Source organism: Paenibacillus sp. S33 (assembly GCF_053615415.1).
This window is the reverse complement of record NZ_JBSIEZ010000001.1, coordinates 4697891-4718915: the sequence shown is the minus strand read 5'-3', so window position 1 is coordinate 4718915 and position 21025 is coordinate 4697891. Positions and strand designations below refer to the sequence as shown.

At 44.0% G+C, this 21025-nt stretch carries 20 protein-coding genes; 9 read left to right on the top strand and 11 right to left on the bottom strand.

All coding sequences use genetic code 11. The features are described from left to right. Nucleotides 1-107: 107 nt before the first annotated feature. Together ACWGXJ_RS21590 and ACWGXJ_RS21585 are read left to right on the top strand one after the other, a co-directional pair. Nucleotides 108-3416 (top strand): pectinesterase family protein, encoded by a 3309-nt coding sequence (locus ACWGXJ_RS21590; RefSeq protein WP_452567580.1) that lies wholly within the window; start codon nucleotides 108-110, stop codon nucleotides 3414-3416. A gap of 189 nt (nucleotides 3417-3605) precedes the next feature. Further along, complete coding sequence (locus tag ACWGXJ_RS21585; RefSeq protein ID WP_061828955.1) at nucleotides 3606-4823, top strand: macrolide family glycosyltransferase; 1218 nt, start codon at nucleotides 3606-3608, stop codon at nucleotides 4821-4823. A gap of 7 nt (nucleotides 4824-4830) precedes the next feature. Here ACWGXJ_RS21585 and ACWGXJ_RS21580 read toward each other — a convergent pair whose 3' ends face one another. The 3 genes from ACWGXJ_RS21580 to ACWGXJ_RS21570 all read right to left on the bottom strand — a co-directional run bounded on the left by ACWGXJ_RS21580 (nucleotide 4831) and on the right by ACWGXJ_RS21570 (nucleotide 8007). Beyond that, the gene (locus ACWGXJ_RS21580; protein WP_061828954.1) at nucleotides 4831-6057 is read right to left on the bottom strand and encodes a sugar efflux transporter; all 1227 of its coding nucleotides are present in this window, start codon (nucleotides 6055-6057) and stop codon (nucleotides 4831-4833) included. A 182-nt stretch (nucleotides 6058-6239) separates the two neighbouring features. Continuing rightward, nucleotides 6240-6413, bottom strand: coding sequence for a helix-turn-helix domain-containing protein (locus ACWGXJ_RS21575; protein WP_231109398.1), 174 nt, complete (start codon nucleotides 6411-6413; stop codon nucleotides 6240-6242). Between the two features lie 88 nt (nucleotides 6414-6501). Beyond that, nucleotides 6502-8007 carry an alpha/beta hydrolase family protein gene (locus ACWGXJ_RS21570; protein ID WP_061828953.1) on the bottom strand — a complete coding sequence of 502 codons (1506 nt, stop codon included), beginning with the start codon at nucleotides 8005-8007 and terminating at the stop codon, nucleotides 6502-6504. Nucleotides 8008-8120: 113 nt separating this feature from the next. Between ACWGXJ_RS21570 and ACWGXJ_RS21565 the strand changes: the two genes are divergently transcribed. After that, nucleotides 8121-8294: a hypothetical protein gene (locus ACWGXJ_RS21565; RefSeq protein WP_452567579.1), complete on the top strand. Its 174-nt coding sequence runs from the start codon at nucleotides 8121-8123 to the stop codon at nucleotides 8292-8294. A gap of 12 nt (nucleotides 8295-8306) precedes the next feature. On the opposite strand, the gene ACWGXJ_RS21560 is transcribed toward ACWGXJ_RS21565, so the two are convergent. Together ACWGXJ_RS21560 and ACWGXJ_RS21555 are read right to left on the bottom strand one after the other, a co-directional pair. After that, entirely contained in the window at nucleotides 8307-9080 is a 774-nt protein-coding gene (locus ACWGXJ_RS21560; protein ID WP_440723449.1) for an alpha/beta fold hydrolase, read from the bottom strand. Beyond that, a complete protein-coding gene (locus ACWGXJ_RS21555; RefSeq protein WP_452567941.1) occupies nucleotides 9037-9684 on the bottom strand; it encodes a methyltransferase domain-containing protein in 648 nt (215 codons plus the stop codon). Before ACWGXJ_RS21555 ends, ACWGXJ_RS21560 begins: the two co-directional genes overlap by 44 nt. Nucleotides 9685-9838: 154 nt before the next feature. Between ACWGXJ_RS21555 and ACWGXJ_RS21550 the strand changes: the two genes are divergently transcribed. The 4 genes from ACWGXJ_RS21550 (at nucleotide 9839) to arsC (ending at nucleotide 13684) form a co-directional block, all read left to right on the top strand. Continuing rightward, on the top strand, nucleotides 9839-11428 hold the full coding sequence (locus tag ACWGXJ_RS21550) for an alkaline phosphatase family protein (protein WP_452567578.1): 1590 nt from the start codon (nucleotides 9839-9841) through the stop codon (nucleotides 11426-11428). A gap of 79 nt (nucleotides 11429-11507) precedes the next feature. Further along, complete coding sequence (locus ACWGXJ_RS21545) at nucleotides 11508-11861, top strand: ArsR/SmtB family transcription factor (protein ID WP_322161419.1); 354 nt, start codon at nucleotides 11508-11510, stop codon at nucleotides 11859-11861. Nucleotides 11862-11949: 88 nt separating this feature from the next. Next, on the top strand, nucleotides 11950-13239 hold the full coding sequence (locus ACWGXJ_RS21540) for an arsenic transporter (protein WP_302055486.1): 1290 nt from the start codon (nucleotides 11950-11952) through the stop codon (nucleotides 13237-13239). A 25-nt stretch (nucleotides 13240-13264) separates the two neighbouring features. Further along, nucleotides 13265-13684: an arsenate reductase (thioredoxin) gene (gene arsC / locus ACWGXJ_RS21535; protein ID WP_061828947.1), complete on the top strand. Its 420-nt coding sequence runs from the start codon at nucleotides 13265-13267 to the stop codon at nucleotides 13682-13684. Between the two features lie 41 nt (nucleotides 13685-13725). On the opposite strand, the gene ACWGXJ_RS21530 is transcribed toward arsC, so the two are convergent. After that, nucleotides 13726-14121, bottom strand: coding sequence for a winged helix-turn-helix transcriptional regulator (locus ACWGXJ_RS21530; RefSeq protein ID WP_013373192.1), 396 nt, complete (start codon nucleotides 14119-14121; stop codon nucleotides 13726-13728). 161 nt (nucleotides 14122-14282) lie between these two features. Here ACWGXJ_RS21530 and ACWGXJ_RS21525 point away from each other — a divergent pair, with 161 nt between their 5' ends. Further along, nucleotides 14283-14843, top strand: coding sequence for an NAD(P)H oxidoreductase (locus tag ACWGXJ_RS21525; protein ID WP_452567577.1), 561 nt, complete (start codon nucleotides 14283-14285; stop codon nucleotides 14841-14843). 96 nt (nucleotides 14844-14939) lie between these two features. Here the strand turns inward: ACWGXJ_RS21525 and ACWGXJ_RS21520 are convergent, their stop codons facing one another. The 3 genes from ACWGXJ_RS21520 to ACWGXJ_RS21510 form a co-directional block, all read right to left on the bottom strand. After that, nucleotides 14940-16190: an ABC transporter permease gene (locus tag ACWGXJ_RS21520; protein WP_452567576.1), complete on the bottom strand. Its 1251-nt coding sequence runs from the start codon at nucleotides 16188-16190 to the stop codon at nucleotides 14940-14942. Beyond that, complete coding sequence (locus ACWGXJ_RS21515) at nucleotides 16174-17493, bottom strand: HlyD family secretion protein (RefSeq protein WP_452567575.1); 1320 nt, start codon at nucleotides 17491-17493, stop codon at nucleotides 16174-16176. The genes ACWGXJ_RS21520 and ACWGXJ_RS21515 overlap by 17 nt, the downstream gene beginning before the upstream one ends. A gap of 133 nt (nucleotides 17494-17626) precedes the next feature. Further along, the gene (locus ACWGXJ_RS21510) at nucleotides 17627-18160 is read right to left on the bottom strand and encodes a MarR family winged helix-turn-helix transcriptional regulator (RefSeq protein WP_452567574.1); all 534 of its coding nucleotides are present in this window, start codon (nucleotides 18158-18160) and stop codon (nucleotides 17627-17629) included. A 239-nt stretch (nucleotides 18161-18399) separates the two neighbouring features. Here ACWGXJ_RS21510 and ACWGXJ_RS21505 point away from each other — a divergent pair, with 239 nt between their 5' ends. Next, nucleotides 18400-19575, top strand: coding sequence for an alanyl-tRNA editing protein (locus ACWGXJ_RS21505; protein WP_452567573.1), 1176 nt, complete (start codon nucleotides 18400-18402; stop codon nucleotides 19573-19575). A gap of 12 nt (nucleotides 19576-19587) precedes the next feature. Here ACWGXJ_RS21505 and ACWGXJ_RS21500 read toward each other — a convergent pair whose 3' ends face one another. Both ACWGXJ_RS21500 and ACWGXJ_RS21495 read right to left on the bottom strand, forming a co-directional pair. Then, the gene (locus ACWGXJ_RS21500) at nucleotides 19588-20289 is read right to left on the bottom strand and encodes a YoaK family protein (protein ID WP_452567572.1); all 702 of its coding nucleotides are present in this window, start codon (nucleotides 20287-20289) and stop codon (nucleotides 19588-19590) included. Between the two features lie 193 nt (nucleotides 20290-20482). Beyond that, complete coding sequence (locus ACWGXJ_RS21495) at nucleotides 20483-21001, bottom strand: DJ-1/PfpI family protein (RefSeq protein WP_452567571.1); 519 nt, start codon at nucleotides 20999-21001, stop codon at nucleotides 20483-20485. Between the last annotated feature and the right edge of the window lie 24 nt (nucleotides 21002-21025).

Genomic DNA, 21025 nt, shown 5'->3' with positions numbered 1-21025 from the left:
CAGAAAAGATTGATGAAAGGAGGTGAAGGCGCTTCTGAACGTCTCGGGTCGTGTTTTTATAAAAATATGCGCTGATGTGGAAGAAAATCTTAGGGAGGAAACAGAATATGAGCAAGCAGCGTACATGGAAAAAGGTGCTATGTAATGTGGTTGTGGGTTCATTGTTGTTGACCTTGTGCCCACCACTAATCCAAGCGGAGACTGCGGTAGGAACAGAGAACGCAAAGGTGTCAAAAGTGGCGACGGATATTCCGGCGTTTCCGGGGGCTGAGGGTGGCGGTAAATATGTTACCGGTGGACGCGGAGGTGAAGTGTATGAGGTTACCACGCTGGCAGACTACGGCAAAGGGGAACAGATAATACCCGGATCTCTTCGTGCAGCGGTCAGCTCCGATAATCGGACGGTCGTATTCCGGGTAGGTGGAACGATTCATCTCAAGGAGCCACTTAAAATCTTGGGAAACAACCTGACGGTTGCGGGTCAGACAGCTCCTGGCGATGGTATAACTGTAAGCGATTACACAACAGGGATTGATGCAGATAACGTCATTCTCCGTTACCTGCGTTTCCGATTGACCGACCGTTACCCCAGTGAGGATGACGCATTAGGAGCCAGATACCATAAAAACATAATGATTGATCACTGCTCCTTTAGCTGGTCGGTGGATGAGGTACTGAGCCTGTATGACAACGTCAATACAACGGTACAATGGTCCATTGCGTCCGAAAGTATGCTAATGACCACGCATCAGAAAGGTCGCCACGGCTATGGCGGCATATGGGGCGGACGAAATTCCACCTATCATCATAATTTGTTGGCTCACAATGCAAGTCGTAATCCGCGTTTTCCAACCGATAAAAAACAAATCGACGCTGTGGAAATGACCAATAATGTCATTTATAACTGGGGATTTTTTTCTTCATACGGTGGCGGTGAAGGATCGTATAATGTGCTGAAAAACTATTATAAGTATGGCCCCAACACATATGAGGACGTTCGCGGTCAAATTTTTGTAGACGTAGGTAGTAAAAAATATAAAACACGCATCTTTATTGGTGGTAACTACATGTACGGCAATGACTCGGTTACGAAAGACAACTGGCAGCTTGGCACATCCATTGGGTCAATTATTGATCCTTCCACCCGTTTGGCGGAGCCGATTGAAGTCAGAGGGGAATACGACAACGGAATTTCACCGGATGCGTATGGTCCATATCAAGCGACAGATGCACAAACCGCATATACGGAGGTGCTTGCCGGCTCAGGAGCCACGCTGCCAAGAAGAGATGCGGTGGACGCCCGAATTATGAATGATGTGAAGAATGGAACGGGTGCGTTTATTAACTCTCCGCGTGAAGCAGGGTGGATTTACGACGATTCTAACGTAACGACGACGGAGCTTTCTGACAGTGACCATGATGGAATGCCGGATGAATGGGAACGTGCCCATGGGCTGGACCCCAATAATGCAGATGATCGTAACGGTCAATTGCTTGCCGGCACAGGGGCGTATGCTCATTTTGCCAAGGGTTATACAAATCTGGAGGTCTATTTAAATGATCTTATTGAGAAGCTGTCGAATGGAAATGAGGTGGATAATCCAGAGGCCGTCGTTCAGGTGTCGGATGCAAACGGACGTTCACTAAAGCATAACGATATTTTGGAAGCAGGCCGTGATGCGACCATAACAGCAACAGCCAAGGACAAAGATGGTATTGCTCATGTTGAATTTATCATTGATGGCAAACTTGTTGGTAAAGTAGAGACCGCGCCTTATCATCTCGATTGGAATCATGTAACAGACGGTACCCATAATATTATTGTACGGGTGACCGACCGCATGGGGACTGCTGCATTTTCCAATCCTGTTACCATTCACGTCAATACGACTGCGCCATCGGGAAGTTGGCTCAGCGAAGAGATTGGCTCTGAGGGCAACGATGGTTATATAAAAGGGCATACTCAGGTCTTAAAAGAAGATGCAAGCGGCAGCAGTATACGACTGAAGTCAGCGGGAGACGTTGACGGTAAGGCAGATATGTTCCATTATGCTTATCAAAAATGGGAAGGTGACACTGAAATTACAGCCCGTGTGGAACAAATAACCCCGGTGGATGATAATGCCGAAGCGGGTGTAATGATTCGTGAATCGCTGAAGTCTGGATCAAAAATGGCTTTTATGTCTTTAGCATTTGTTAAATATGGCAAACAGGGTATTCTTATTAGTCGTGATCAAACGGATGCCAAGACGAAACGTGCGTCAATGGAGACTTTTATTGCAACGCCATATTCGGTTCGTCTGGTACGACAAGGACAAAAGGTTACCGGCTGGGTATCCGCAGATGGTGTGACGAACTGGGAGAAGGTTGGTGAAACTGTTATAGATGTGCCGGATAATCAGCCGCTATTGTTCGGGTTGGCCACCGATGCATCCAAACAACAAAACGATGTATGGAATTACAATACGTCGGAATTCAGCAATGTCACCATCCGCAACCTGACAGACTCAGGAGGGACTCATCCCACTAGTGTGGTGGTAGCGACCTATGGCCCTGCTGACTTTACATCTCTCCAGGCAGCGATTGACGCAGTCCCTGACGACAGAAACACAAGGACAGTTATCCATCTCAAAAACGGTACGTATCGTGAAAAAATAAAGGTGAATTCCTCCAAAAAAAATCTGAGTATTATCGGAGAAGACCGCGACAAAACGATCATTGCTTTTGATGATACGGCCAAAACGGTGGTGGACGGAAAAGAATTAGGAACAAGCAACAGCTATACAATGCGTGTGCAAAGTCCCGATTTTGTGTTGGAGAATGTCACGGTTGCCAATACAGAAGGAACCGGGCAGGTGCAGGCTGTAGCGTTATATGCCGAAGGTGATCGTGGTAAGTATCATAATGTCAAAATTACCGGCCTACAGGATACGTTGCTTGTGAACCGTGGCAGACAGTATTTTAAGGACAGCTACATCAGTGGTAGTGTAGATTTTATATTTGGCAATGCACCTGCCGTGTTTGATAATTCGATCATACACAGCCTGCGTGCTGGATATGTGACAGCAGCTTCAACAGAAGAGAACAAGCCGGGCTTTGTATTTATTCAATGTCGTCTGACAACAGAAAATGGCTTGACAGGCAAGGTAGATCTTGGACGGCCATGGCGCCCTTACGCTCATGTTACTTTTTTGAAGACCTATATGGATGACCATATCAAGCCGGGCGGCTGGAACAATTGGGGCAAGGAATCCAATGAGCAGACCGCAAGATTTGGAGAGTTTGACAACTTTGGACCAGGTGCAGGAAGTAGCGGGCGTGTATCTTGGGCCAAACAGCTTACCGCTGATGAAGCAAGTCAGTACACCGTTGAAGCTGTTCTGAGCGGGATAGATCATTGGGATTGGCGTCTTTAAATTTGATGTTCAGTGGTTAAGCGGGGCAAGCGCTTCTAGCGTTCAGCCTCGCTTATTTCTATAGTTTGAGTAGAGGATACATACTTAATTTTCGGTATTGAAAATACTTGTTTATATGGTAAATGTTTGCTATGTTAAAAGTGCATTTATCTCAAATTGAAATTTATTATTGATTTGGAGGTGTAGGATATGGCACGTGTGTTAGTAGTGATCACGCCAGCTGAAGGTCATGTTAATCCGACATTAGGATTAGTAAAAAGGTTGGTAGACAGTGGGGAGGATGTTGACTACGTGTGTACGGAAGAATATCGTACGAGAATTCAACAGACAGGAGCACAGATGATCACCTACCCTTTTGTTGATGATGCTTTTTCTAAAGACTCTGATTTAAAGCCAGCAGAATACAAACATCATTATCAATTTGTGTACATGATGGTAAAAGGTATGATTCTTCCGATTATTCCAGAGGTTTTGAGAGTTATTGAAAACAGAACCTATGATTATTTAATCTATGATTCTTTGATGGGCTGGGGAGGCACGATTATTGCTGAGAAGCTAGGAATCCCTGCTGTGTGCTCTATCGCTTCTTTTGCTTTCGTAGAGCCATTGGGATCGGGGCAAGGCATGAATGACAATGATCCGGAGGTAAAGAAGTTGTACACGGCTACGATGCAAATAACGCATCAACTAGCTAATGAGCTTCAGGTTGAGGCTCCAGCTATAGAAAAGATTGCTCCTCATGGCGGACACTTAAGAATCGTTTATACAAGCCGCTATTTTCAACCGCAAGCTGAAAAACTGGATCACAGTTTTATTTTTACAGGTCCTTCTATTGTACCGCGTAAAGATGCTCCATCTTTCCCGTTCGAACAACTTCGTGTTCTGCATCCACAGGCGGTTTACATTTCGATGGGTACTATTTTGAATAAAAACTTGGAATTTTATAAGCTTTGTTTTGCAGCATTTCGCGATTTGCCTGTGCAGTTTGTGCTGTCTTCAGGCAATTATACAGACATGGAGCCATTGGCCCCATGTATCCCTGACAATTTTATAATCAAGCCTTATATTCCGCAATTGGAAATGCTTCAGCATGTGGACGCTTTTGTTACACATGCGGGGATGAACAGTACAAGTGAAGCCTTATATTACAATGTACCGCAGGTCATGATTCCTTTAACATCGGATCAGCCGATCGTAGCTAGTCGGGTGCAGGAACTGGGAGCGGGTGTTGTTGTGGATAAAAATAAGCTTACACCCGCTAGTTTGAGAGCTGCCTTATTAGAGGTATTGAGTCATCCAACCTATAAAGAACAGGCTCATGTGATCGGCGAATCATTACGCCAGGCTGGTGGGTACAGACATGCGGCAGATACAATTATGAGTCATTTCTCCATCATAGAAAAATAAGCGCAGTCTATATACTGTGATTCCTTTCTTTTAAAGCAGCAGATTTTTCAAACTCTAATTTCTTCGAAATTGCCAGGAGACCCAGGGAGCAGATGATTAGGGCCAAACATACCCAATAGGTGTTTCGGTAACCCATCCATTGAGCGGTTAATCCGCCCATTAAGCTCCCCACCAATCTTCCGATAGTTGTCGCATTGGAATATAGCGTCGATGCGTACCCTGGAAGAGAGGGCAACAAATCCTGCATGTAACTAATGCCAATGGCAGAAATCACTGCAACAAAGAAGGCTAGAAGAAGTTGCCCCACGAATAGCTGCCACATCTCCGTAGACATAAGGACAAGGATATAATAGACAACTCCTGTTAATGCCCCTAAAAATACAAGCAAACGGTTGGAGTATTTAGCTGCTAGTACGCCTAGCATAAGCATCAAAGGTATTTCTAAAATGGCGCAAATACTGGATACTAGAGCAACGTCACTCGTGTCACCTTTTAAATTGTGAATGATGAACAAGGAAATATTTAAACTATTCATCCAGTGAGACGTATAGAGCAGAGTAAGAACTGAGAAAGGGATCAGAATCTCAATATTTTTATGTAATGTAATGTTATGAAGTGAAAGTTGATTCTTATGTTTAAGCTGAGCGGGAGGCTGCTGGATAAAAAAGAATAAAAGAACAGCAATGAGAACAAAAATAGAGGTCGTTCCCATAAAGATACCTTTAAAGCCCGTATGTGCAATCAAAAAGGAACCAAAAAGCGGCCCGGTAATAAAGCCGAGAGAAAACATAGACCGAAGCGTTGAATTAGCAAAGGCGTGATCCGCAGATTTACTGCGATCTACTGCTTCACGTGCACTGGCAAATAACTGCGGCATCCCAGGAGCACCAATGGCCGTAAAGATCGTCATATAAACAAAAAGTACATAAAAATTTTGGATTACAAGATATCCTGCAAAGGCTATGGCATTAAATAACGTACAAATCACCAAAATTTGTTTGCGATCTAATCCGGTATCAGAACGTTTGGCAATCAGAGAGCTTATCCATATGCCACAAATCAAAGTTACCGCTGTAAACACACCAAAGGTTCCCACAGATACACCAAGTGTACTTGTAAAATATACAGCCAAAAAAGGGGCGCTGATGGATATAGCCATGCCTTGCAATAACATGCAGATCATGAACAATGGGTAGTTAGGGATAACAAAAAGATTCTGAATACGCTTTAGCATTTCATTTTTACACTCCTTCCGAATACATACCTATCCTAACCAAACTATATATGACTTTAGCATAATTTGTATATTTACATGGTGTAAAATATTATATATTATTTTTTGCTTTGATGAGCAGGACAATATACAGGCAAAGATACTGTCTATTCGTTCCTGATGATTGGTAGACCGCCCCTTGCTCATAGCTTTCGCTTCCCCATTCCGTACAACTCATAGCGATGTCGCCATTTCACTAAGGTGGTAACGCTGATGTTATGTTTTTTGGCTACTTCCACACGGCTGCTCTGTCCTGCTTTTAACTCCTGTATGATGGCTAGTTTCTCAATCGCATTGTATTCGTTCTTCTTAGACAAAGGAAAACTCCCCTTCAAGTAGCGGTTTATTTATTAAACCTGCCTACTTGAAGGGGAGCATATCAAAATCGGTAGCCTGTTCCGTAATTTATAATAGCGAGGTTACGAACTTCACCTCCGGAAAGCGGCTATCCGGTCCTTTCATTAAGATTCCGCCTTGATTTTTCAGATACCTATCGAAGAAATCCAGCATATAGGCATTGATAACGGAGTTCGCTCTTTCGGGTGCAATCTTTCCTGTAATGCCCAGCATTTCGAAAATCGGAGAAATAAACTGTACGTCGGCAAAATTCAAATGCTCCGTATTTTCGATATAGAGGACTTGTCCCCCTTCGTCGACCGCTTCGCGCATCCGTTCAAGCTCCAACTTTTTATCTTCCGTTACTTGATCCTCCCACTCTCTTGTTGAGCCCATACGGTTAAGCTCTGCATCCGTGTAGACCCGGTTATCCATCACCATTTTTAATTTTTCGAAATAGCTTTCCGAGTTGATGAACAAAAACGGCTTTCGCAGACCCTCTCTGTCACGCAGTCGATAAAGCCCTCCATCAAGGTCTATTCCAACCGCGATTCGCGGATCGTAAGAAGCGTCATAGGCCGTCGCTCCGCCGATGGAATGACCGAACACCCCGACATGACCGAGATCAATCCTCCCTTTTAGATGACTTGGAAACTGCCCCGATTGGATGAGCTCGAATTGGTCCAGCGCAAACGCCACATCGCCGGTTAAAACTTTTCCCAACTTGTCACGATTTCCTCTACTCGTCTGGTAATCATGGGCGGGCGAGAATAAGTCGTTGGTTGTGCTGGTCGTGATTCGCCCGTCCGGAAACTCGGTTGCAAATGTATTGTAGGTGTGGTCGATCACTGCCACGATATATCCATGACTCGCGAGATTTTCGGCTTGCGACGTGTGGAGGAACCTGGAAGAGCCATTGCCGGGATTCGCAAGGATCAGCGGGTATGAAGTCTGTGCCGAAGAGACTTCGGCCCCCGAATAAGCATGACTGGATACGTACTTCAGGTGTTGAAAAGTAAACTCAGGAAGGCCATAGTCCGCGGCCATATAACGTAAAATCTGGGTATCGGGAATAAAGGGAGCGTACTTGTCGGTGCCAGCTTGAGCCGGATACCATACCTGAACCATCAATTCCCTTTTGCCTGGCGCGGTTTTGCCAAATGTCTCCTCCCGGCTTGGATCGATGAAATGAAAGACTTGCGTGCCTACCTTCAACTCGCCGGTTGGCGCCGGAAAGTCGAATACGGGAAACACATAGAGGAAGCACGCCGTTGCGATTAGCCCAATCACGATAAAAAGGCGGCCCAGCACCCTACGGATTCGCGAGGCAGTCCGAACGACTTTCAGCGTTATGAAAACGTCTATAAGCGAAAGCATAAGCATCAGGATCGTAAATCCGTATAAAAATAAAAGCTGAACCCTGTATCCTTCGACAAGCAAATGTATCACTAAAAAAATGGAGCCTGCTCCGCTTGTCAGGAGCAAAGCTGGTTTTCGGATACGTTGATTGATAATGAACAGGAGTGCCAACAAACAAGCACTTGAAAAGAATAGCAGCATTTCAAAAAACCTCACGCCAACTCCCCCTTAAAAATAATCCTATCAATGGATTAGTATAGAGGAGCAGCTAGGTTGATACCATTGATCTAGATGACAATTGCCTAACACTCTTGTAAGGTTGCGCGACGATGGCGCAGAAAACAGCATGTAATGTGCTGATTCCTGCCTTTCGGCCGGGGTCCGGAAAGGAATGCCCCATCCGCCGCATGTCATGGCCAACGGATGTTGAACAGGTGGGTGGCTATTTGACGCTTAACGTAACAGAAGTGGGATGTAGATATGTATATGGAATTATCCTGTAGGATTTTTTTGCCTTAAAGGTTGAACCGATCTACGAACTGCTTGATCAGTTCATTCAATAATCCGGCGGCCTTCGTAGGAAGGCGATGATCAGCTTTCTTAAGGAAAACCAGCTCACTATTTGGTAATTGTTGATGCAATATTTTGGCATAGGGATGAAAGTGCTTATCTTTTTCACCATAAACGAGCAGGACAGGAAGATGGATTTCCCCGAGCCGTGAGGTGCAGTTGTACTTCAAGCTGTATCGATAATATTGTTCGACATTCCTGGGATTTCCCTGCTTCGCATCGTTGAATAACTTACGGAATAAAGATAGCTGTTTCGTTTGTGACCAAGCATTAGAAAGGGCAATCGTACCGATTGTGCCGATTTTGGAAAGAGCAACGCCCACAGAAATTTTATTTCTTAGTCGCCATTCGTTTACTTCCGACATTCCACTGATAACAATGCCTCCCCATGCCCGATCTGGATAAGTCAAGAGGAATTCAAGTACTATCGAGCCCCCGGTAGAATATCCACACAGAAATACTTTATCAAGGCTCATCCGGTCCATCAAATGTTTAATATCCAGGGCGATGAGAGGGTAAGTAACCGTTTGCTCGGAAGGCTGACTTTTACCGTGTCCTCTGATATCAAAAGCTATAGTCCGAAAATGGGGCGAGAGTCCTTGGATTTGGTATGTGAAATTTAAGCTTGTGAGTACTGGAGGGTGAATGAATAGGATGGCGAACCCTTTTCCGGAATCAATATAATGCATCGAGTATCCGTTTATGCTTGTGGTAGTCATCGTTATATTCCTCTCCCTTTGAAGAATTTGGTTTTACTGAAAAAAATAACTCGTGATATAAAAAACATTTTCGGAATCGTTTTATGACTCTACAATCATAATTCTGATCTCTAAACAATCGAATATATTCTTTTTCATTACGAATATACTCCCCGTTGTCGTACCATTTCATAAACCAGTTACATAGCGGTTTTTTCTTGGATAAACATGGTTCCATAACGATAATGGTTCCGTTAGGCTTTAGAATTCTTTGAAATTCCTTCATGTAACTTGATATTTCATCCGAAGAAATGTGGTGTAATACAGCGATAATAAGTATGTAGTCGAACGACTCATTATTAAATGGGAGCTTCTTACTATTTAAAACTTGAAATGCATGGTGGCTATATAATCGCTTTGCATAACCAATTCGTTGGGTGTCAGGATCAATCCCAACATAATACAATGGGTGAAACATGGAGCAATTTGCTCCAGTGCCGCAGCCAAAATCCAGTACAGTTTTTCCATCAAAAGAAAAATGGGAATGTACATAATCATGGATATATTTTTTAGTAAACCATTTCGGACGGACAAACCAATGATAAAGTCTAGGTGAGAACGGAATGTTAATGGGGATTCACCATCTTTCTAATTATTCGAGTCACTAGAGATAATTTGGCCTATTAGATCAAAAAAATTCATTTCGGAATAATTTTTTTTAGTGTAAGCAAAAATAAAAAAATCAAAGGAAAGTGTTTTTCAAAGAAGGGGATACACAAATGGGAATAAAGTGTAAAATTGCGATTGTACTAGTGCTAAGTTTAAGTTTACTACTCGTCGGTTGCAGGGCGGACTCCAGTCAACAGCTCAATCAACAAAGCATCAAGTCCCATATCCCAGTGAATAATAAGGCCAAACCGGTCATATTCATCATGATTGATTCTTTAATGGATAAGCCTTTGCAAGATGCGATTCAAGCAGGCCGCGCACCGGCAATGCAATATCTTCTCAAACAAGGGCAATATTTCCCGCAGGTAGTGAGTTCATTTCCCACGATGTCTGTGACAATCGACAGTACATTATTAACGGGAACGTATGCAGACCAACATCATGTGCCTGGACTCGTTTGGTACAGCGACCAAAAGAAACGCATGATTCTCTACGGCAATGGTGCCAAAGAAGCCTTGAAGATAGATCAAATGCAAGTATTTATGGATGCTATTTATCAGTTAAATCAAGTTCATTTGAACAAAAAAACAAAAACAATTCACGAAGAGCTGGCCGACAAAGGAAAAGAATCGGCATCAATCAACGCTATTGTTTTTAGAGGAAGAACGGAACATGACTTAAAAGTACCTCGCTTTATAACGAACAGCAATCGTGTGCCAGAACAATTGAGAATAACAGGACCTAAATGGTTTTCTTATGCAACTTTTGCACAACTGGATCCAAAGAATAGCTGGAATACTCCTCCGTGGAAAAAATTCGGGATGAACGACGAGTTTTCCGCAAAAGATACCGCTTTTCTAATCAATCAAAAAAAACTTCCAAGCGTAACTGTCACATATTTTCCAGAAAATGATAGTTCGGTGCATAAAAAAGGCCCGGCTCAGTTGGAAGGAATTGAAAAAGCGGATCAAGCGCTGCAAACCGTGTTGAACGCATACGGTTCGTGGGAACAGGCTGTAAAAAATGCGATATGGATTGTCATGGGTGATAGTGCGCAAAGCGCGGTTTATGATGATCGACAGGTAGCGACTGTTGAGATAAAGCCGCTGTTAAACCATTACCGCATAGCAAAATTAAATCAATCAGTAAAAAAAGAAGATCAAATTGTCATTTCCGCTAATGAACGGATGGCTTATATCTATGCCATAAACGATGATGTGGAATTATCCAATGTGGTGAAGTTTTTACAAAATGAGGACAAGCTCGACATTATCGCTATGAAAGATGGTAAAAACAATATTCATGTTACAAGGGGGAAAAAGGGTAAGCTGTTTTCTTATCATCCTGGTGGAAAATACACCGATGAATATGGACAATCATGGACATTATCGGGCGAAAAGGACCTTGTGGATATTACGATAAATAACAACCGGATCAAGTACGGAAAATATCCTGACGTTTTGGCGAGGTTATACGGGGCAATGAACTCTCATGAAGGAAAATACATTGTCGTCACGGTCCAACCCGGATATGAACTCGTCAGTGAAAGTTCTCCTACCCACATCGGAGGGGGAGCTCATGGTTCGCTGCATGAAAAAGATTCCCTTGTCCCATTAATTATTTCCGGAACGAATACACGCCCCAAAACACTGCGAATCGTTGATATAAAAGACTGGATTATGCAATTGGTGAATGGATAAGTATTATTGTTCTTGATATTAAAAACATACTCCATTAGTATATAAGCATACAGTTATATAAATGAAAGGAGGTTACACATTGGAGCAACTTGGTTATGTAGCCGATCATTTAAAGCTACTGGGGGATAAAACCCGCTTGGCTATGCTTTCCCTGCTAAGAGAAAGAGAATGGTGTGTTTGCGAATTTGTAGATATCTTTGATATGTCGCAGCCAGCAATTAGCCAACATTTGAGAAAATTAAAGTCGCAAGGAATTGTAAAAGAAGAACGACGAAGTCAGTGGGTATACTATTCCTTAAATGTAGACGACAAGCCGCATATTCAAGCCGTTCTTGAGCGTATGCCAGACTCCAAGCAGATTTTAAAATGGCTGAATAAAGAGGAGCCGATAGCATCTTGTGCACCGGATTCATCGGCTTGCTGCTCATCCTAAAGGCTGTTCCGTTTATCTCCTTGGGGGATAGACGGTGTTTTTAACATAATTATATGTTTATAAGGTAATGTGATGGAGGTTTAAAACATTGATTTTGTTGGCATGCATTATATTTTTAGCCACTTTAGTGCTGGTGATCTGGCAGCCTAGAAATCTGTCTATCGGCTGGTCTGCTTGTGGAGGTGCCATACTCGCCTTGCTGGTGGGTGTCGTCGATTTGCATGATGTTTGGGAAGTTACTCATATTGTCTGGAATGCGACACTGGCTTTTGTAGCCATTATTCTGATTTCGTTAGTGCTTGATAAAATCGGCTTCTTCGAATGGGCGGCGCTTCACATGGCACGAGCTGCACGAGGAAGCGGAACCCGGATGTTTGTTTATGTGACCCTTCTTGGCGCCGTTGTTGCTGCTTTTTTTGCGAATGACGGTGCGGCCTTAATACTGACACCGATTGTACTGGCGATGGTTCGGGCACTTAAATTGGATGAGAAAATGATTTTTCCTTTTATCATAGCGAGCGGTTTTATTTCAGACACGACGTCGCTTCCGCTTGTGGTCAGCAACTTGGTCAACATTGTGTCAGCCGATTTCTTTGGGATCACCTTTATGGAATATGCGAGTCGCATGATTGTACCTAATTTATTTTCTTTAGCAGCCAGTATAGGAGTACTGTATCTTTTTTTCCGCAAAAGAATTCCGAAAACGTTTGATACGGCACAATTAATCACGCCTGCGGAAGCGATTAAAGATCCAAAAATGTTCCGTATGTCTTGGATCGTTCTCGCGGTTTTGTTCGTTGGCTACTTTGCATGCGAATTTTTTAACATTCCCGTTTCGGTGGTGGCCGGTATTATTGCTATCTTTTTCTTATTGATGGCGCGTAGAAGCCCTGCAGTGCCGATGAAAGAAGTCATCAAGGGCGCTCCATGGGCCATCGTATTTTTCTCTATCGGGATGTATGTTGTGGTGTATGGTCTACGTAATGCCGGTTTGACGGATCTGCTGGCCCATGTGATTCAAGCGGCTGCCGATCAAGGTATGTTTGTGGCCACCATGGGCATGGGTTTTATTGCGGCGATTATCTCGTCGGTCATGAATAACATGCCTACGGTCATGATTAATGCGCTTGCCATTGATGCCACCCATACAACCGGTATGGTCAAAGAGGCGTTGATTTATGCTAACGTCATTGGTTCTGATCTGGGGCCGAAAATAACTCCGATCGGTTCATTAGCCACGTTGTTGTGGCTGCATGTGCTTCGTTCGAAAAACGTGAAAATTTCTTGGGGGACTTATTTTAAGACAGGCATTGTCTTAACCATTCCTACACTTTTTATGACCCTACTGGGCTTATATCTATGGTTAATCATTTCATAATTGAACATTGAAGGAGACGGTAATGATGGAAAAGAAGACAATTTACTTTTTATGCACTGGTAATTCTTGTCGCAGTCAAATGGCAGAAGGCTGGGCCAAAAAATACTTGGGAGACCGTTGGAATGTATACAGTGCGGGCATTGAGGCACACGGCCTTAACCCTAAAGCGGTGCAAGCGATGAATGAAATAGGGATCGATATCTCCGGACAAACTTCAGATATTATAGATCCTGCTTTGCTGAACAGCGCGGATTTGGTTGTGACCTTATGCGGAGATGCTGCAGATAAATGTCCTATCACACCTCCGCACGTTCGTCGTGAACATTGGGGGTTTGATGATCCGGCTAAAGCACAAGGAACAGAAGAAGAGAAATGGAGCGTGTTCCAGCGTGTACGGGATGAAGTCGGGGCTCGTATTCGGAAATTTGCGGAGACTGGTGAATAAACAAGGTGCACAGCTATAGTATTTCAAACAAGCACGCCTCCTTAAAGAGGTGGTGCTTGTTTGGCGTTTTTTTCCTTCACAGAATACTCTTCCAGCACCTTTGTTTTATCTCCATAGATCCTATCCAAATGATCTTCTCCCCATAAGCAAAAACGATCAAGCAGATCTTTAAAATCCCATCCATATTCACTAAGCTCGTACTCCACTTTGGGTGGAACCTGGTTATAGATGATGCGGTGGATGATTCCATCCTTTTCAAGCTCTCTAAGCTGTTGGGTAAGCACTTTTTGGGTGATTTTCGGAATGAGTTGACGAAGTTCGTATGTACGTTTTCTGCCGCTGGTTAAATGATGCAGGATGATGCCTTTCCACTTTCCACTGATGACCTCCAAAGTTGCCTCGATCCCGAGCATATAGGTTTTGGCTTTGTCTTCCATAGACTTTCCCCCTCTCCGATCTGTAGTACAAAAGGCACTAAGGAACCTTCAAGTACCTACAGTACATTGAAGTGCGTACTTCACACTCTAATGTATAACATCCATAATAGCATCTGTAGACAGGGTTCAACAATTATGAGGAGAAAGAAGGTTACGGATACATGAAAGTTCTATTGGTCGTCACGCATCCTAGAGAGGATTCACTTACCCTTGCGGTCATGAATCGTTTTGTAGAGGGATTGAAAGAGAATAAGCACGAGGTAGATATTTTGGACTTGGATCGGGATGGGTTTAATCCGGTATATAGCGCGGCAGATGAGCTGGATTGGAATACGCCTCATAAACAATATGCTCCTGAAACACGGAGAGAGATGGACAGAATTGCTGCTGCGGATGCTTTGGTCTTTGTGTTTCCTCTATGGTGGTATAGTGTTCCTTCCATGCTAAAAGGGTATCTGGATAAAGTGTGGAACATAGGTTTACTTCAGGAATTTACGAAGAAGCAGGTGTTGTGGATGTGCTTGGCGGGAGGGACGAAAGAACATCTGATCAAGTATGAATATCACGATTTGGTTACTAATTATTTGAATAAAGCCATTGCTGGTTACGCAAGAGTAAGAGAGTCCAAGGTGGAGTTCTTCTATGATACTTTGTCCGAGTCGAAAGAATACATTGCAGGTTTACTGGAGCACGCCTATCAATTAGGTCGGGCATATAAGTGAATTTTATTATGATAACAATGGGAAGTTAATATTATTGAAAAAGGGTTAAGGCTCGTTAGACGGCACTTAACCCTTTTTTATTTTACAGACGAGACTCTATCCTTTTATAGGCTCGTGCATAGGTGCTGACGGTGTCCCTTGCATAGATAACCCGCTGCCAGTTGTGCTTGCTGGAACAACGGGATGTGGTGAGCCTTTTTCAGAAGCAGAACCCGCAGTTTGCTTGGCCAGCTTCTGTTTTTCCCACAGGGCCCTGGCGATCACCAGCATGGAGAGCACACCCACATATAGTAACAGAGAACCGAGTTCGGGAAGCATCTCCTGCAAAGGTGCACCACGCAGACCCATGGTGCGCAGGAATTTATACATCCATACAAAGGGGAAGAAATCACCGATTTGAATCGCTAAAGGTGGAAACAGTGATCTGGAAAGAACAGCCCCCGATAGAACAAAAGCAGGCATGAGTATCATCACCATTCTGCCAATGGCTATTCCTGGATGTGCAGCGCCCCATGCAACCAGGACATTGATACAAACGGTACCGAATACATACAGGACAACCGGAATTATAAAGAGAATTGGATTGGCCTCGAAACGGCCTCCTCCAAACACTTTAAGCATCCCGAGAGAGAAGATTAAGCCAGCCGTCGAAAACAGCGTATAAGGAAGCATACGCAGCAGGATGTTGAATGGATTTTGCAGCTCAGCAGCCAGCCTCTTGGAAACCCGGAGTCTGGCGACCAGAGGTAAGCTATTTATATTGAGTATCATAAAAGAGAACATACAAGTGAATGCAAGTATCGTCGTATTCTGATAGTCATTAGTTGGATTAAACAGGGAACGCACTTCCAAGGCGATACCATTGAGGGCCCCTTGAGCCTGTTCTGCGTTCATCCCGGTTTTCAACATAGCTGGAACAGACAATTCCATATTCTCAGAAACGCTAATTTCCTGCATGGCTGTACGAATCGAGGTAATAGATTGAACATTGGTATTATCGAGAATGAGACCCACACGGCTGGAAAGGGAGCGATTGTGATTATCCTCTAAACCATGCGGCAAGGAAATAACAGCCAAATATTGCTCGTGATAAAAATACTGTTCTGGGTTGTCCGTATACGAAACAATCTCAGCTACGTTCATATACGGGGAAGCATCTATTTTCTGAATGAACTCACGGCTGTAAGCTGTGTTATCTTGATCCACCACTACCACGTTAGCGTCGTTAATTTGGCTGCTTGGGAGCAACAGTGAATACCCCAGTACGGCAATCAACGGGAAGATAATAGCTATGATCGGATACTTGGAGTGAACCAGATACGACCATTCATCACGAAGAGATTTCATTTGTATTCACCTCAACTGTCATGCCTGGTAGCAAAGCTGCTTCTCTTGTTACATATACACGTACCTGGAATGTAGCGGTATCTGCTTCTCCTTTTTCACGGGACATCTTCACATTAGCGAATTGTGGTGCAGCAGTTACATAGCGTACCGTACCTTTCAGGTCCTTATTGAGACCAGAGATATGAGTTTTAATTTCTTGATTGGCCTTGAATTTCCCCGCTTGTTCTTCATTCACATAGAGATCGTAATATAAATCATTGGTTTCCAGGGTAATCACAGGAGCCCCTTGCGCCACATTTTCGCCGACTTTGGTACTAATCGCAGTAACCTTGCCATCCTGTGGTGCTTTTAACACCAGGCGTTCTTTTTTGAGCAGCAACGTTTTAAGCTGAACTTCCTGTGTGTCTTTTTGTTGCTTTAAGAGGTCAATAGCCAGCTTCTGATCTGCCAACTGTTGACGACTCTGCTGAATGGTTTCCAGCTGGGTCTTGGAACGATCGACGGACAATTGGGCACCGCGAATTTCTTCCTCGGCTTGTTTTACCGAAACGGCTGCTTGTGTCGTCTGTTCACTGGCCTGCATACGTTCTTCGGAAGTGGCACCATGAAGTAGTTTTTGAAGAGACTCTTTTTGCTGGCTCAACTGATTTGTCGCTAAAGTCAAAGAGGATTCGGCATCATCCAACGCTGCTTTGGATGCACTTCCTGCATCATAGAGTGCTTTATTACGCTTATAGTTGGTCTGCGCCGTCTGAACGTTTTTGGTGGCTGAAGCTACGGCAATTCGTTGCTGCTGAACATCTTCATCCCGAGCCCCGTTATTGACCTGTTGTTCTGCAGCAGTGGCTTGACGCTCAGCCGCTTGTGCCCGCTGCAATGCCGCCTGACTTTTACGCTCAGTCACTTGAGCTTGCGCGATATCTAGCTGTGCCTGTTTTTCCTGAGTTGCTGCTCGTGTATACCCTAAATGGATGGATTGTTGTTGTTGGCTGATTTGCGTATTGAACTGGGCGATTTGTGTCCGCAGCTGCTCAATTTGCAGATCCACATCTGTGGATTCCAAAGTCATAAGGACAGTTCCTTTTTTCACCTTAGTTTCTTCTGTTACCGGGATGTTCTGGATTTTGCCTCCTACTTGTTCAAACGATACATGAATGCTATCTGCATTTAGTGTTGTGCCTTTAACGGATCGAGAAGCATTGACTTGATCTTGTCCGTTGGTCTGGAGTAGGAACCCCCCGCCGATAAGACAGGCGATAGAAATGAGAGGGATGATGAGGCTGGTGACTTGTGTGCGATTCATGAGTAATACACTCCTTAAATTCATAAAATGAGTTAAACATAGATTGAATAAATATCCTGGTATGTACATTTTATTTATTCTTTTATTTAATAATTTAAAAGTTAGTCGGCTAACTAAAACGCAAAATTAAAACTTATTCTGGTTTTGCTGCTTTATATATCTCTTTTGCTTGAGGGATGCCGCTTTCTATTTTTTGCAGTAACGTCAGGAGCAGCTCTTTTTCATCGGTGGACAGGTGGCTCATCAGTGTGGAAGTGCTTGTAAAATGCATAGGCAGCAATCTTTCCATCATTTCTGTTCCTTGATCGGTCAGTTTAACAATGCTCATGCGGCGGTCGGAAGGATGAACAGATCGAATAATAAGCCCATCGCGTTCCAGGCGGTCAAGCAGACCGGTAACGGTAGGCTTGCTAACCCCTACTTTCTCCGCAAGCTCTGTAGCCAGCAATCCTGTATGGATGTTGCGATACAGAAGAATTAATATCGAAAATTTACCATGAGATATACCGAACTTCTCAAAACCCTCAAAACTGACTTTAAAGACGCTGGAAGATACCCGCATAAAAAATAACATAGCTTCCGTCGCTCTTACATCAATCTCGGGGATACGCTTAGAAAATTCCTGTAGCGCCTCACGAGTGGGCAAGTCCCGTAAATCAAAATCCATAAGGTTCTCCTTTCTTCTTACAGTATGTTCCAATCGACAAATTAGTTAGCCGACTAATCTTAATCTATTCAAAAATGAATTTCAAGCTAAATTTTGTTAATCGTCATGCGATTTTTCACCATATGGAGGTTGTTCGTGCAATGGTTCAAGCTTTTCCCTACATTGATATTTACAATGAAGTGCTTGATAATAAGTGGATATCGTACGAGACCAAAAACTCCCAAAGTGAGGAACCTGGAATGACGACAAAATTATACTACACTGCTCCAAATCTTACGGAGTGGGACACTCATATTACACAGAGCATGGAAAGAGACGGAAAATATTTGGTTATGCTGGAGGAAACGGCATTTTATCCGCAAGGTGGAGGTCAGCCTTGTGATACAGGAACAATTCAGGGCATCCGTGTATTAGATGTTGTTCTTGAGGATGGGGATATCTGGCATCAGGTAGAGCGTTTGCCGGAGGATAGGAAAGTAGCCTGCCAATTGGATTGGGAGCGCAGATTTGATCATATGCAGCAGCATAGCGGACAGCACTTGCTGTCAGCGGTTTGTCTGGAGTTGCTGGGTGCGCGTACTGAAAGCTTTCATCTGGGACAAGAATATGCCACGATTGATGTGAACTGTTCGGATGTAACGCCTGCGCAGCTATCGGCAATCGAGCAGGAAGTAAATCAGCAAATCTATAGTAATCGCAGTATAAAAAGTTTTTTTGTAACCAGTGAGCAATTGAAGGATATTCCGCTGGTGAAAATGCCCAAAGTGACAGAAAATATTCGGATTGTCGAGATCGAGGGCGTTGAATATAATGCTTGCGGCGGCACACATGTAGCTCAGACCGGGGAAATTGGGATCATTAAATGCTTAAAATGGGAGAAGCAGAAGGGGATGGCAAGAATCCATTTCAAATGTGGCGTTCGCGCACTCCAGGATTTTAACGATAGTGTTCAGATATTGGACGTGTTATCTACGAAGTTCAATACCGGGCGAAAAGATATTTTGACCCGATTCGAAAAATGGGAGCAGGAGCATAAGCAGCTTAAGGCGCAAGTGGAGCTCCTACAAGAGGAAAATGCTTCGTACCAGGCGAAAGAGTTGCTATCTGCTGTGCAGGGGCATGTTCTTGCTCATGTATTCGAACAAAAATCCCTTCAGGACATGCAGCAATTGGCTACCAAGCTGACAGCTGAGCATGATCTGCTTGTTTTATTTGCCACAACAGCAGAAAACAAAATCATTTTGGCACACAACGGTACCCAATCTATTAGCTGCGGAGCGTTTTTAAAGGAAAATCTGGGCGCGTTTCACGGTAAGGGGGGCGGTAGCAACCAATCTGCTCAGGCAGCATTCTCGTCCCGCAATGACCTCTTGAATTTCTTTGAAACGGCCCAGCGGCAGTTCATTCAGGGCTGATGTAATGGAGGATTAGTGACGCAGCGGCAGCTTCCACTTTTCCTTTTCTGTAAATAAAATAAAAGAAAAAATAAGTGCAACAACAGCACCCCAAACGGCTTTATCTCCAATCGTCAAAGTCAGAAATCCCCCCAGCAAAGCCCCTACCAAGAAGGCTGCCAAGATGACACCATAACGCATCGCTCGAATAGCAGCGTTCGTGTCCTTGGTCGTTATGGCGACATACACAGCCTCGATAGCTGATCGGAGGTTACCGGTGCTGACCGTAGAGGTGTACGGCACATCAATGAGCTTGCGGAAGGAAGTCATTTGTACGGAAGCGACGAACGAGACGATCACCACCACTACCGTATTGGGAACTCCTTGCGGAATCAGTCCCACGATGAAAAAAATTGCAATTTCCAATAAAATAATTGCGCGGGTCCAGTCCGGAGTTAGACGGTGGGTTGATTTTCGTTTAATCCCTTCAGCAACAAAAACGCCCAGTGAAAAGGCGATCAGGGGTGGGATATAGGATAACGCCTGAATCCAGTGCCCCTGAATGACTTTGACAGCCAGCAGCACGATATTGCCTGTCTGTGCGTTGGCGAAAACACCGCCTCTTCCAACAAAGGTATATGTGTCCAAAAAGCCCCCTACTAATGATAGTAAGGCGCCCAGTCGTAACGATTCGGACGTTACCTGATGTAAATGGATTTTGCCTTTCATAATCACGGCATATAAGCCTCCTATGCTAAACGTCGATTCTTTAAAGCTAACACGAAAATCCAGGACCATACAATTAAATTAGTCACTTTAGCATGAAAATGACACAAAGAAGCCACATCAGGTCCCATACAATAGAAAGGACGTGATGCGGCTTGTTGCAGTGTTGTTTAAAGTGCCACCTTGAAGTTCGAGAATGTGCTTATTGCAGAGCTTGAACGAGGGCTTTACCAAACTCCTCAGCACCATCCGGGCCATCGGCCGTGATAATATCGCTATGCGCAACGACATGCTGCGCCACATATTCGGCTTTATGCGATTGGAGCTGATCTTTTTGTACATCCACTGGATAGCATGTAGCCGTTCTACCAGAGAGTAGTCCGGTTTGAGCCACGGCTACAGAGCCTGCGCAGATGCCAGCCACTAAAGTCTTTTGCTCATGAGTTTGTTTTAGCAGAGCTTGGAGATCCGCGTTATTCCACAGATGGTCATTCGTACCTGATCCGCCGATCACAGATACTACATCATAATCAGCCAGCACAGCGTCTGTAAAAACAAGATCAGCTGTCGCTTTACCGTTGTAGTCACCCGTGATTTCGCCTGTTTTTGTACTAGCTAGCGTCACAGTAACACCTGCTTGCTCCAGTGCTTCCTTGGGTTTAAACAATTCATCCTCATTAAAGCGCTCTGGGGGTATAATAAAAAGAGCTTTTTTACTCATACTTTATTCCTCCTTGAATGTGTA